Origin of the sequence: Streptomyces sp. NBC_00203, from assembly GCF_045206325.1 — a bacterium.
GTDB lineage: Bacteria > Actinomycetota > Actinomycetes > Streptomycetales > Streptomycetaceae > Streptomyces > Streptomyces lutosisoli.
This window is the reverse complement of record NZ_CP108126.1, coordinates 7,012,747-7,025,712: the sequence shown is the minus strand read 5'-3', so window position 1 is coordinate 7,025,712 and position 12,966 is coordinate 7,012,747. Positions and strand designations below refer to the sequence as shown.

7 protein-coding genes are annotated in these 12,966 nt (G+C 71.9%); 1 reads left to right on the top strand and 6 read right to left on the bottom strand.

All coding sequences use genetic code 11. The features are described 5' to 3' along the window. Positions 1–166: 166 nt before the first annotated feature. Together OG975_RS31515 and OG975_RS31510 are read right to left on the bottom strand one after the other, a co-directional pair. Entirely contained in the window at positions 167–490 is a 324-nt protein-coding gene (locus tag OG975_RS31515; RefSeq protein ID WP_330307172.1) for a hypothetical protein, read from the bottom strand. Positions 491–653: 163 nt separating this feature from the next. Next, entirely contained in the window at positions 654–2,933 is a 2,280-nt protein-coding gene (locus tag OG975_RS31510; protein WP_406332723.1) for an ATP-dependent DNA helicase UvrD2, read from the bottom strand. A 110-nt stretch (positions 2,934–3,043) separates the two neighbouring features. Here OG975_RS31510 and OG975_RS31505 point away from each other — a divergent pair, with 110 nt between their 5' ends. Further along, complete coding sequence (locus OG975_RS31505) at positions 3,044–3,286, top strand: mycoredoxin (RefSeq protein WP_081219297.1); 243 nt, start codon at positions 3,044–3,046, stop codon at positions 3,284–3,286. A 6-nt stretch (positions 3,287–3,292) separates the two neighbouring features. Here the strand turns inward: OG975_RS31505 and nudC are convergent, their stop codons facing one another. The 4 genes from nudC to OG975_RS31485 all read right to left on the bottom strand — a co-directional run bounded on the left by nudC (position 3,293) and on the right by OG975_RS31485 (position 12,948). Continuing rightward, positions 3,293–4,237 (bottom strand): NAD(+) diphosphatase, encoded by a 945-nt coding sequence (gene nudC, locus OG975_RS31500; RefSeq protein ID WP_369261913.1) that lies wholly within the window; start codon positions 4,235–4,237, stop codon positions 3,293–3,295. Between the two features lie 107 nt (positions 4,238–4,344). Continuing rightward, a complete protein-coding gene (locus OG975_RS31495; protein ID WP_406332722.1) occupies positions 4,345–5,757 on the bottom strand; it encodes a dipeptidase in 1,413 nt (470 codons plus the stop codon). Between the two features lie 10 nt (positions 5,758–5,767). Next, entirely contained in the window at positions 5,768–9,340 is a 3,573-nt protein-coding gene (locus OG975_RS31490; protein ID WP_406332721.1) for a UvrD-helicase domain-containing protein, read from the bottom strand. 155 nt (positions 9,341–9,495) lie between these two features. Next, entirely contained in the window at positions 9,496–12,948 is a 3,453-nt protein-coding gene (locus OG975_RS31485; RefSeq protein WP_406332720.1) for an ATP-dependent helicase, read from the bottom strand. Positions 12,949–12,966: the final 18 nt, after the last annotated feature.

Sequence of the window (12,966 nt, the reverse complement as noted above, 5' to 3'; positions counted from 1 at the left end):
TCCTCGTCTGGTCGTGCCGGCCGGGTTGGCCGGTTGGCGGCTGGTACCGGGTTCTTTTCTTGTCCCGAGGCCCCTTCGCTCTGCCGTCCCCGGTCGGGGACAAACAGAAGGGCCGCGGATCCCGGGTGGGGTTCCGCGGCCCTGAAGGCGCCGGCCTGATCGAGAATCAGGCTGGATCACTCCAGGGTTCAGGCCCACGGAAGGCCCACATCGTGTGGTGCTGCTTCGTCTGCTTCAGGGATCCGGCACCGGCTGCCGCAAAGGCATAGGCGTGCGCCTCTGCCCCTACTGCCGCTTCCAGTGCCTGGGTCGGTCGCTCATTGCGCTCACGGATGGGAAGACCCGAGAGAGACACGGAGGACGCCGGCCGGACGGCAGGAATGCCGGACAGACCGGTGCCCAGGTTCGAGACGCCGAGCAGGCACGTGGAGACGACAGAGCGATCGGTCATTTTGACGGTGCTGATGGAGCTGGTGTTGATGCTGATCACTGGAATCGCCTCCTCTCGGCGTCTATGGGGACCGGGGTGAACCAGTCCGACGGTTATTAAGTACAGCACGGAACCAGGGCCTTGGAGAAGGCCGCCGCTTCCGTGTTAAGAACCTATGGGGATTGCTGGGGCATGCGCAAACTATTTTTTCGACGAGTTTGTATCAGTCACCTTCGTCGTCTCCTCCAAGCTCTTGACCTGCACAGATGGCCAGAACGTCAGCTCCGAAGCGGTTGAGCTTGCGCACGCCGACCCCGGGGATCCGCGCGAGCTCACCCTCGTCGTCGGGCACGGTCTCGGCGATCGCCATCAGTGTCTTGTCGGTGAAGACGCAGAACGCGGGCTGCCCGCTGCGCTGCGCCTGCACCGCCCGCCACTCACGCAACCGCTCGTAGAGACCCTCGTCCATGTCGGAGGGGCAGTCCTCACAGCGCATCAGTTTCATCTCGCCGGCGTCGGTGAGGGTACGACCGCAGACCCGGCAGCGGGCCGGGGTCCGACTCGTGCGCCGTACCGCCGTGCCACCGCTGCTTCCGACACCGCGCTCGACGCCTCCCGTACCGCCACCGCTGCTCCGTCCCGCGGTGGCGACGGAGCCCGGGCGCAGCCCGTCGAGGAAGCGGCTGGGCCGGCGGTTGGCTCTGCCACCGGGTGAGCGGGACAGCGCCCAGGAGACGAAGAGGTGCTCTCTGGCCCGGGTGACACCGACGTACAGGAGGCGGCGCTCCTCCTCGATCTGTTCGTCGGTCTTTGCGTAGGTGATCGGCATCATGCCCTCGGCGACACCGACCAGGAACACGACGTCCCACTCCAGTCCCTTGGCGGAGTGGAGGGAGGCGAGGGTGACGCCCTGCACGGTCGGAGCATGCTGGGCACTGGCCCGCTCGTCGAGCTCCGCGACCAGGTCGCTGAGGGTGGCGCCCGCCTTGGCGGCGGCGAAGTCCTGCGCGAGGGACACGAGGGCGGCCAGCGACTCCCAGCGCTCTCGGACCGCGCCGGAGCCTGCGGGGGGCTGGCTGGTCCACCCTTCGCCGGACAGCACGGCACGGACCTGTGAGGGCAGGTCGACGGCGTCGTCGAGCAGCGAGTCGTTGCCCCCGAAGCGTGCGGCGGCGCGCAGGGCGGCGCCCGCCTTGCGCACCTCCGGGCGGTCGAAGAACCGCTCGGCGCCGCGCAGCTGGTAGGGCACTCCCGCGTCGGCGAGGGCCTGTTCGTAGATCTCGGACTGGGAGTTCGTACGGAAGAGGATCGCGATCTCGCCCGCGGGGACGCCGGAGGCGATGAAGTCACGGATGCGGCGGGCGGCGCCTTCGGCCTCGGCGGGCTCGTCCGTGTACTCGGCGTAGACGGGCTCGGGGCCCGGGGCGCGCTGGGAGATCAGCTCCAGGCGGTGCTCGGCGGCGCGTCCGCGGGCCTGGGCGAGCAGGCCGTTGGCGAGGTGGACGACCTGGGGCGAGGAGCGGTAGTCGCGGACGAGCTTGACGACTGTGGCTCCGGGGTGGCGGATGCGGAAGTCGAGAAGGTGGTCGGGAGTTGCACCGGTGAACGAATAGATCGTCTGGCTGGCGTCGCCGACGACGCAGAGGCTGTCGCGCTCGCCGAGCCACAGTTCCAGTAGGCGCTGCTGGAGCGGGCTGACGTCCTGGTACTCGTCGACCACGAAGTGCTGGTACTGGGAGCGGACCTGCTCCGCGATGTCGTGACGGTCCTGGAGGATCGCGACCGTCAGCAGCAGGACGTCCTCGAAGTCGATGACCGCGCGGTCGCGCTTGAGGTCCTCGTACGTCCCATACAGCTGGGCGATCTCGGCCGGGGCGCGGGGGACTTCGCGGCCGGCCTTGGCGGCGGCGGCCGCGTAGTCGGCGGGGATGGTCTGGGTGACCTTGGACCACTCGATCTCCGCCGTGACGTCCCGCAGTTCCCCCCGGTCGAGGCGGATGCGGCAGGCGGCCGCCGCGTCGGCGACGAGCTGGATCTTGCGGTCGACGAGCCGGGGCAGGCTTCCACCGACTGCTTTCGGCCAGAAGTACTGGAGCTGGCGCAGCGCGGCGGAGTGGAAGGTGCGGGCCTGGACGCCGCCGGCGCCGAGCTGGCGGAGGCGGCCTCGCATCTCGCCCGCGGCGCGGTTGGTGAAGGTGACGGCCAGCACACTGGAGGGCTGCAGGATCCCGGCGCGCACCCCGTAGGCGATGCGGTGCGTGATCGCCCGCGTCTTGCCCGTACCGGCGCCGGCCAGCACGCACACCGGACCGTGCAGGGCGGTGGCGACCTCGCGCTGCTCGGGGTCGAGCCCGTCGAGCACCGCGTCGGCCGTGTCCGGAACCTGCGGGAAGAGGGTGGAGTGCGTTGCTGCTGTCACCCCGCCATGCTGCCAGGTCGCCGGAGACGGATGAGCCGGTTGTCCACAGGGAGGCCCTCGCAGTCGTACTAATGCGGCAGGCATCACGTCCTGCGGGACACCTCCGGATACCCCCTACGGGAATGGGGGCCAGGTCACATACGTTCCACTGGCAGCGACCACGCACCCCGAAGCCGTGAAGGAGCGCAAACGACATGCAGGGCACTGTGACGATGTACAGCACCACGTGGTGCGGCTACTGCCGTCGGCTGAAGAGCCAGATGGACCGCGAGGGCATCACGTACAACGAGATCAACATCGAGCAGGACCCGCAGTCCGCGGCGTTCGTGGAGAAGGCGAACGGCGGAAACCAGACGGTTCCCACCGTTCTCTTCCCGGACGGTTCGACGCTCACGAACCCTTCGCTGGCTCAGGTGAAGCAGAAGATCGGCGTCTGACGGACGTCAGGCCACTGCCCGCGTCGGCAGGGGCTTGCCGTACCAGAGCTCGATGAGGCGGGCCGCGATCGAGATTCCGTAGGGAGGCAGCACCTCCCCGGACTCGAAGGCGGCCCGCAGGTCTTCTCGGGAGAACCAGCGGGCCTCGTGGATTTCCTCGCCGTCGACGTTGATCTCGGACGAGGTCGCTCGGGCCATGAAGCCCAGCATGAGGCTGGAGGGGAAGGGCCACGGCTGGCTGGCCACGTACTCGACCTCGCCGACCGTGACGCCCGCCTCCTCGAAGACCTCGCGGCGCACGGACTGCTCGATGGACTCGCCGGGCTCGACAAAGCCGGCGAGCGTGGAGAAGCGGCCTTCGGGCCAGTGCACCTGGCGGCCGAGCAGGATGCGGTCCTCGTCGTCCGTGACCGCCATGATCACGGCCGGGTCGGTGCGCGGGTAGTGCTCGGCGCCGCAGGCGGGGCAGCGGCGGATGTGCCCGGCGGCCGCGATGACCGTGCGCTCGCCGCAGCGCGAGCAGAAGCGGTGCAGTCGCTGCCAGTTCTCCAGGGCGACCGCGTGCACCATCAGGCCCGCGTCACGGGGAGACAGCAGCAGTCCGGCCTCGCGCAGACCCGCCGGGCGTGCGGACTGGTCGATGCGGCCGGGAAGCGCGTCCTTCTGGAGTGCGAAATAGCTCACACCGTCGTCGTCCGTGCCCAGGAAGTAGCGGTGCGCCTCGGTGAGCGGGGCCTCGAAGGAGGGGGTCATCACGAGTTCGGTGGTGCCGTCCGCCGTCTCGTCGATGAGCACCTGACCGCCGGAGACCACGAAGACACGGGTCGTGGGGTGGCTCCAGGCCGCCGCGAGCCAGGCCTCGTCGAGCCGGTGGTGGGCGGCCCGGTCGATGCCGCTCGGGGCGGTGAGCGAGATGGGACGTTCGGCGGTGCGGTCGGTCCAGGTGGTCACGGGTGCTTCCAACTCCCCCGGTGGAACGGTTATTTCGGCGGGCGGTTCAGCAGGACGTACGGCAGGGCGGGTGCGCGGGGCGCTCTTCAGGGCGTGAAACGGCTTCTTCAGTGTGCCTCGCGCCAGTTCTCGGCCAGATCGCCCCACAGGTAGGCGGTGGTTTCGACGCCCTTCATGAGGAGATCGAGTTCGACCTTCTCGTTGGGGGCGTGCCAGCCGTCGGAGGGGACGGAGATGCCCAGGAAGAGCACCGGGGCGCCGAGGACTTCCTGGAGGTCGGCGGCGGGTCCCGAGCCGCCCTCGCGGGTGAAGCGGATCGGCTGCTCGAAGGCGCGGCTCATGGCGCGTGCAACGGACTGCAGGGCCGGGTGGTCCAGGGGGGTGAGACACGGGCGCGTGGCCGCTCCGAACGTGATCTCGTGCCGGATGCCCGCGGGCAGCTGCTCGGCGGCCCAGGCGCGTACGGCCTTCTCGATGTGGTCCGGATCCTGGCCGGCGACCAGCCGGAAGGAGAGCTTCACCATGGCCGAGGACGGGATGATCGTCTTGCTGCCGGGGCCCTGGTAGCCGCCGCCGATGCCGTTGACCTCGGCGGTCGGACGGGCCCAGATGCGCTCCAGGGTGGTGTGTCCGGCCTCTCCGTGGGTGGCCGTCGACTTGGCCGTGCGCAGCCACCGCTCCTCGTCGAAGGGCAGCTCGGCGAAGAGCTCGCGCTCCGGGTCGGTGAGTTCGGTGATGCCTTCGTAGAAGCCGGGTACGGCCACGCGCGCGTGTTCGTCGTGCAGCGCGGCGACCAGGCGGGCGGCGGCGGTCGCCGGGTTGGGCACGGCGCCGCCGAAGGAGCCGGAGTGGATGTCCTGCTCGGGGCCGTGCAGCTCGATCTCGCACTCGGCGAGGCCACGCATGCCGGTGCACACCGTGGGGGTGTCCTCGGACCACATGCCGGTGTCGGAGACGATCACGGCGTCGGCGGCGAGCCGCTGCGCCCGCTCTTCGACGAGGTCACGGAAGTGCGGCGAGCCGGACTCCTCCTCGCCCTCGATCAGCAGCTTGAGGTGTACGGCCGGGGCGGTGCGCCCGGTGGCGGCGAGGTGGGCGCGGACCCCGAGTGTGTGAAAGAACACCTGGCCCTTGTCGTCGGCGGCCCCGCGCGCGTGGAGCCGGTTTCCGCGGATCACCGGCTCGAAGGGCTCGGTGTCCCAGCCGTCCTCGAGGGCGGCGGGCTGCACGTCGTGGTGCCCGTAGACGAGGACCGTCGGGGCTTCCGGGTCGTTGGAGGGCCACTCGGCGAAGACGGCCGGCGCGCCCGCGGTCGCCCAGACCTCCGTGGTCGGGAAACCGGTCTCCCGGAGCTTGGCGGCAAGCCAGTCGGCGCTGCGCGCCACGTCCGCGGCGTGGTCGGGCTGGGCCGACACCGAGGGGATGCGCAGCCACTCCGCGAGGTCGTCGAGGAAGGCCGTGCGGTGGTTCTGGATGTACGTGCGGACGGTGCTGACGGCGTTGTCAACGGGCTTGCTCATGCTTATGAGCCTATCCGCCCACAGAGGCGTGTTCGTCCGGCGGTTCCTCCGGAGCCTGTTCCTGTGGGCCCGCTGGGTCTTCGATGAGCAGCCTCTCCAGTGCGGCACGGTCCGGGAGGCCGTCCGGTCGCACGACCTCGCCGCTGCGGACGTACAGGAACGCCGCCTTGACGGACTCCAGGGGCACACCTTGCTGCTCGGCCCAGGCGAGGCGGTAGAGCGCGAGCTGGAGGGGGTCGGCGGTGCGCCCGCGGCTGGTCTTCCAGTCGACGATCTCGTACGTCGTCCCGTCGCCCTCGCCTTCCCTGTAGACGGCGTCGATACGGCCGCGTACGACGCGACCGGCGATGGCGAGCTGGAAGGGCGTCTCGACGCGATGGGGAGTTCGGTGCGCGTACGCAGTGCGTTCGAAGGCGTCCTTGAGGACCTCCAGGTCGCGCTCGTCGGCGATCTCGGCCTCGCTGCCGGGCAGCTCCTCCGGCTCCAGCATGGGCAGCCGCAGCTCTTCGAAGCGGGACTCCACCCAGGCGTGGAAGCGGGTGCCCTGGCGCGCGGCGGGCTGCGGGGGGCGCGGCATGGGGCGTGCCAGCTCCTGCGCGAAGCCGTCCGGGTCGGCGGCCAGGCGCAGCAGCTGCGACGCGGTGAGCGACGACGGCAGGGGTACGTCCGTGACGCTCGCGCGGGCGCGCAGGAGCTCTCCGGTCAGGGCGTCCAGATCGCGGTCCCAGGAGGCGAGGGTGCGGGCTTCTTCCGGGGTGAGGTCCGCTTCGGCGGGGTGCCGGCGTGCGTGCGGGATCGTCGGCCCCGGCAGGTCGCCGTCCGGCTTTCCCGCGAGCGGCACGCGCGCGTGGTGCACCGATACGGGGCGCGTCGGCCGGGCCGTGGTCCACGCGTCCCAGTCGGAGGAGTCGTCGTCGGGGAAGTCCGACGACTCGACGTGGTCCGGGAAGCCGTCCTCGTCGTAGGGCGGTTCGTCGTCCTCCGGAGGAGGTGGCCATTCCGGGTCGTCGAAGGAGGCCGGGTCGTGGGCGGCCCCGGTTCGGCCCCCCTCGGCCCCGGGGTGGGCCTCCTCGTGCGACGCCACCCGCTCCAGGTGGGCGAGTACGGTCTCCGCGGCCGCGCGGCGGCGGGCGAGTGCCGCGTCGTCGAGCGGGAGCGGCCACGCGTGGTCGGCGGCTGCCTCGTGCAGGGCGGGGTTCTCCTCGTCCTCCGCGGGTTCGTCCGCCCAGACCTCGATCTCGCCGTGTCCCGCCGCGCAGTGCTCGTACAGGGCGTGCAGGAAGTCCGAGGGGCCGCGCGGCCGCTTCTGGGAGGGGCCCCACCAGTGGCCGGAGCCGAGCAGCAGCGAGCGGGGGCGGGTGAAGGTGACATAGCCGAGACGGAGTTCCTCGGTGTGCTGGTGGTCCTTCATGGCCTCGTGGAAGGCCTTGATCCCCTTGGCGTCCCAGGCGTCGATGTCGGGAAGTGTGTCGGCGTCGCCGCGCAGCTCGTGCGGCAGGACTTTGCCCTGGGCGGTCCATTTCTCGCGGCCCTGGCTGCTGGGGAAGGTGCCGTTGACGAGGCCGGGGGCCGCTACGACGTCCCACTCCAGGCCCTTGGACTTGTGCGCCGTCAGGACCTTGACGGTGTTCTCGCCGCCGGGCAGGGCGTTGTCGAGGCCCTTCTCGTACTGCGCGGCGGTGCGCAGGAAGCCGAGGAAGGCGAGCAGGGTCGCCTCGCCGTCCCCCGCGGCGAAGGACGCGGCGATGTCCAGGAAGTTCGACAGGGTCTCGCGTCGGCGGGCGGCCAGGGCGTGCGGGGACGCGGACAGCTCGACCTCCAGGCCCGTGACGGCGAGCACCCGGTGCAGGACGTCCATCAGGGGGTCGGCGAGCGAGCGGCGCAGGTCGCGCAGCTCGGCGGCGAGCCGCGCGAACCGCACCCGTGCGTCCGGCGAGAAGGGCAGCCCGTCGTCGTCCCCTTCGGCCTCGATGGGCAGCTCCAGGAACGTGTCGAGGGCGTCCGCGAGCGATATCACCTCGGCCGGGTCGACCCCCTCGACGGCTGCAGCGAGCCGGCGGTCCGGGTCGTCGTCGGCCCCCACGCGCGCGTGGGACACGAGAAGGCGGGCACGCCGCCCCAGGAGGGCGAGGTCGCGCGGGCCGATCCGCCAGCGCGGGCCGGTGAGCAGGCGGACGAGGGAGGCGTTGGCGCCGGGGTCCTGGAGGACCTCGCAGACGGCGACGAGGTCGGCGACCTCGGGGAGGTGCAGCAGCCCGGAGAGGCCCACCACCTCGACGGGGATGTCGCGGGCGACGAGCGCGCCCTGGATCTCGGCGAAGTCGGTGGCCGTACGGCACAGGACCGCGATCTCGCCGGGCGCCTTTCCGGTGCGTACGAGATGGGCGATGGAGTCGGCGAGCCAGTCGATCTCCTCGGCATGGGTGCGCAGCAGCGCGCAGCGGACCAGTCCGTCGCGCTCGGCCCCGGGGGCCGGGCGAAGGGCCTCCACGCCCGCGTGCATGGCGCGCAGGGGCTCCGCGAGGCCGTTGGCGAGGTCGAGGAGGCGGCCGCCACTGCGACGGTTCTCGCTGAGCGCCTGGCGGCTCGCGAGGCGGCCGTCGGGGTGCGCGAAGTGCTCGGGGAAGTCGTCGAGGTTGGCGACGGAAGCGCCGCGCCAGCCGTAGATGGCCTGGCAGGGGTCGCCGACCGCGGTCACGGGATGGCCGGTGCCGCCGCCGAAGAGTCCGGCGAGCAGGACGCGTTGGGCGACCGAAGTGTCCTGGTACTCGTCCAGCAGCACCACGCGGAACTCGTCGCGCAGGATCTCTCCGACTTCGGGGCGGGTGCGGGCCAGGGTGGCCGAGAGGGCGATCTGGTCGCCGAAATCGAGGAGGTCGCGCTCACGCTTGGCCGCCCGGTAGCGGCCCACCAGCTCGGCGAGCTCGCGCCGGGCCGCGGCGGCCTCGGGGACCTTGCGCAGATCGGCGTTGGTCAGTCTGGCGCCCTCCAGGGAGCGCAGCAGCTCCGCGTCGTACGCGCGCAGGTCCTCGGGGCGTACGAGGTGTTCGGCGAGCTCGGAGTCGAGCGTGAGGAGGTCGCCGACCAGGTCGGGAAAGGAGCGGGTCAGCGCCGGGTACGGTCCCGGGGCTTCGCGCAGCACGCGTGCGGCGAGCTGGTAGCGGGTGGCGTCGGCGAGCAGGCGGGACGTCGGTTCGAGTCCGATGCGCAGCCCGTGGTCGGTCAGCAGCCGGCCCGCGAAGGCGTGGTACGTGGAGATGACGGGCTCGCCCGGCGGGTTGTCCGGGTCGATGACATCCGGATCCGTGACGCCCGCCTTGATGAGCGCCTTGCGGACGCGCTCGGCGAGTTCGCCGGCCGCCTTGTTGGTGAACGTCAGGCCGAGGACCTGCTCGGGGGCGACCTGTCCGGTGCCGACCAGCCACACCACGCGCGCGGCCATCACCGTGGTCTTGCCCGAACCGGCTCCGGCCACGATCACCTGCGGGGCGGGCGGTGCGGTGATGCAGGCCGTCTGCTCCGGGGTGAACGGGATGCCGAGGAGCTCCTTGAGCTGCTCGGGATCGGTGATACGGGCGGGCACGTCAGAGAGGCTAGCCGCGCCCACTGACAGCGGGGGCCACATCGGCCGCCGGGGCAAAAGAACCGCTGGTCAGCACACGTGGTGCCGTACGTCACTCGCCTCCGTGGCGTCCTCTGGGGAAACCTCACTCGGCGGCCGGCGCCCTTCGGGACCCGTCACTCGACCACGTGCCGCCCCTCAGGCCGAGCGCTGCACGACGCGCGGAACGCGCAGTGTGTGCAGTGTTGTCCCGCGGTCGGGGAGAACCGTTCGTCGAGGACCTTGCCGGCTGCGGTGGCCAGGAGGTCGCCGACCCACTCGCCCTCCAGCGGCGCCTGGGCCTGCACCTTGGGCAGGGTCTCGCCGCCGTTCTTCTTCGCGGCGCCCTGGCGCAGCTGGACGAGTTCGGCGCCGCCCGGCTCGGGGCGTACGCCCTCGAAGGCGTCGTCGACGGCGCCTTCGCGGACGGCGAGCTGGTAGACGGCGAGCTGCGGGTGGTGTGTCACCTCGGCGGCGCTCGGCGCCTGTTTGCCGGTCTTGAAGTCGACCACGTAGGCGCGGCCTTCGGTGTCCGCCTCGACGCGGTCCATGGAGCCGCGGATGCGTACCTCGTAGGAGCCCGCTTCAAGGGTCACGTCGAAGTCGTGCTCGCTGGCCACCGGCGTACGCCCGGTGCGGGCTCCACTGGAGTCGACATGCCACTTCAGGAAGCGTTCGAGCGCCACGCGCGCGTGCTCCTTCTCCTGAGCCGACTTCCAGGGCGCGTCGAAGGCGAGGGCGTTCCACACGGAGTCGAGGCGCTCCATGAGGACGGCGAGGTCGGCGGGGGTGTGTCCGGACGCGACCTCGTCGGCGAGGACGTGCACCACGTTGCCGAAGCCCTGGGCGACCGTCGCGGGCGCGTCGGCCTTCACCTCGCGGCCCAGGAACCACTGCAGGGCGCAGGTGTTGGCGAGCTGGTCGAGGGCGCTTCCGGAGAGCACGACGGGCTGGTCGCGGTTGCGCAGCGGGACCTTGCTCTCGGTCGGCTCGTACATGCCCCACCAGCGGTACGGGTGCGCGGAGGGGACCAGAGGGCGACCGTCCTCGTCGGCGAGTGCGGCCAGGCGGGCGAGGCGGCGGGCCGCGGCCTGTCGAAGGGGGTCCGAGACGCGCGGGTCGACGGTCGTGGCGCGCAGCTCGGCGACCAGCGCGGCGACGGACAGGGGGCGGCGGGGACGGCCGGTCACGTCCTTGGGTTCGACACCGAGTTCGGTGAGGAAGCGGGAGGGCTGGTCGCCGTCGTCGGCGGGGGCCTTCACGGCGGTGACGACGAGGCGTTCACGCGCGCGCGTGGCGGCCACGTAGAACAAACGGCGCTCTTCGGAGAGGAGCGCTCCGGGCGTGAGTGGTTCGGCGAGCCCGTCGCGCCCGATGCGGTCCGCTTCCAGCAGGGAGCCGCGGCGGCGCAGATCCGGCCACAGGCCCTCCTGGACGCCCGCGACGACGACAAGGCGCCACTCCAGGCCCTTGGAACGGTGCGCGGTCATCAGGCGTACGGCGTCGGGGCGTACGGCCCTGCGGGTGAGGGTGTCGGCGGCGATGTCCTCCGCCTCGATCTCCTCCAGGAAGTTGAGGGCGCCACGGCCCCCGGTGCGCTCCTCGGCGCGCGCCGCGGTCGCGAACAGCGCGCACACGGCGTCGAGGTCCCGGTCGGCGTTGCGCCCGGCCGCACCACCGCGCCGTGCGGCCCGCTCCAGGCGCTGCGGCCAGGGTGTGCCCTCCCACAGGTCCCAGAGCGCCTCCTCGGCCGTCCCGCCGCCCGCGAGGCGCTCCCGCGCCTTGCGCAGCAGCGCGCCGAGGCGCTGGGCTCCCCGGGCGTACGCCGGGTCGTGCGCGACGAGCCGCTCCGGCTCGGCCAGCGCGCGGGCGAGCAGGGCGTCGGACGGCGGCGGTACGAGGTTGCCGGCGGCGCGCTCCTCCTCGCGCAGCGCGCGGCCCAGGCGCCGCAGGTCGGCGGCGTCCATGCTCGCGAGGGGCGAGGCGAGGAGCGTGAGCGCGGTTTCGGTGTCGAGCCAGGGCGCGCCCTGCGAGTCAGCGTCTTCAGGTACATCGGCGTCTTCGCGTACGTCGCCTACATCTGCGTCTTCACGTACGTCGATGTCTTCGGATGCGTCTGCGTCGTCACGTACATCGGTGTCTTCAGGGACATCGACAGCTACGTCGCTGTCGGCACCGTAGGTCACGTCCGCACCGGACTCTGCCCGCGCCACCGCCCGCAACGCCGTCAACAGTGGCGTGACCGCCGGCTCGTGGCGCAGCGGCAGATCGTCGCCGTCGATGTCGAGCGGCACGCCAGCCGCGGTGAGCGCCCGTCGGATCGTCGGGATCGTGCGGGAGCCCGCGCGCACCAGGACGGCCATGTCGCCCCAGGGGACGCCGTCCTCCAGGTGGGCGCGGCGCAGGATGTCCGCGATGTTGTCGAGCTCTGTGCCGGACGTCGGGTACGTGTAGACCTCGGCGCCGCCCCCGTCTCGTACCGGGGACAGCTCGCGGTGGGCGCGCACCTTCTCCGCCGGGAGGCGGGTCAGCGGCATCCGCTGGGTGAGCAGGCGGGTGGCGGCCAGCAGGGCGGCTCCCGAGCGGCGGGACGTCCTGAGTACCTCGACCGGCGCCCGACGGCCGTCCGCGCGCGGGAAGGCGTCGGGGAATTCCAGGATGCCGTTCACATCTGCGCCCCGGAAGGCGTAGATCGACTGGTCGGGGTCGCCGAAGGCGACCAGCGTGCGCCCGCCGCCCGCGAGGGCGCGCAGCAGCCGCACCTGCGCGGGGTCGGTGTCCTGGTACTCGTCCACGTAGACGGCGTCGTACTGGGCGGCGAGGCGCTCGGCGACGCCCGGGCGCCGGGCGAGGAGCACCGCGCGGTGGACGAGTTCCGCGTAGTCGAGCACTCCTTGCATGTCGAGGACGTCGAGGTACTCGGCGAGGAAGGCCGCCGCCGCACCCCAGTCGGGGCGGCCGATGCGCCGGGCGAAGGCATCCAGGGCGTCGGGGCTCAGGCCCAGTTCACGGCTGCGGGCGAGGACGGCGCGGACCTCGTCGGCGAAACCGCGGGTGGTCAGGCAGGCGCGCAGTTCGTCGGGCCAGCGCACATGAGCGAGGCCGAGTCGCTCCAGGTCGGGCTGGCCCGCGAGCAGCTCGCGCACCGCCACGTCCTGCTCGGGACCGGACAGCAGCCTCATCGGCTCCACGAACAGGTCGCTGTCCTGGTGGGCGCGGACCAGGGCGTAGCAGAAGGAGTGGAAGGTGGTGGCCTGGGGCGCGCGGGCGGCCCCTATGCGCAGCGCCATACGGTCGCGCAGTTCGACGGCCGCCCTTCTGCTGAACGTGAGCACCAGGACCCGCTCCGGGTCGCCGTCCCGTGCGATCCGGGCGGCCACGGACTCGACGAGCGTGGTCGTCTTGCCGGTGCCCGGACCTGCGAGAACGAGCAGCGGGCCGCTCCCGTGGTCAACCACCGCGCGCTGCCCTGCGTCCAGACGAGGGGGATCCACCCGGGCCGGCGGCGTACGCACCAGTCGGTACGCGCCGCGGGTCCCCTGGCGCACCTGGGGGTGCGTCAGGCGCCTGGTGGAAGAGGAGGAGCTCACGTGGTTCGCCGGTCCTGG

Bases quoted from the DNA above. Each gene is read 5' to 3' on its own strand.
- OG975_RS31510 (WP_406332723.1), bottom strand. From the start codon at position 2,933: ATGCCTGCCGCATTAGTACGACTGCGAGGGCCTCCCTGTGGACAACCG.
- OG975_RS31505 (WP_081219297.1), top strand. From the start codon at position 3,044: ATGCAGGGCACTGTGACGATGTACAGCACCACGTGGTGCGGCTACTGC.
- OG975_RS31495 (WP_406332722.1), bottom strand. From the start codon at position 5,757: ATGAGCAAGCCCGTTGACAACGCCGTCAGCACCGTCCGCACGTACATC.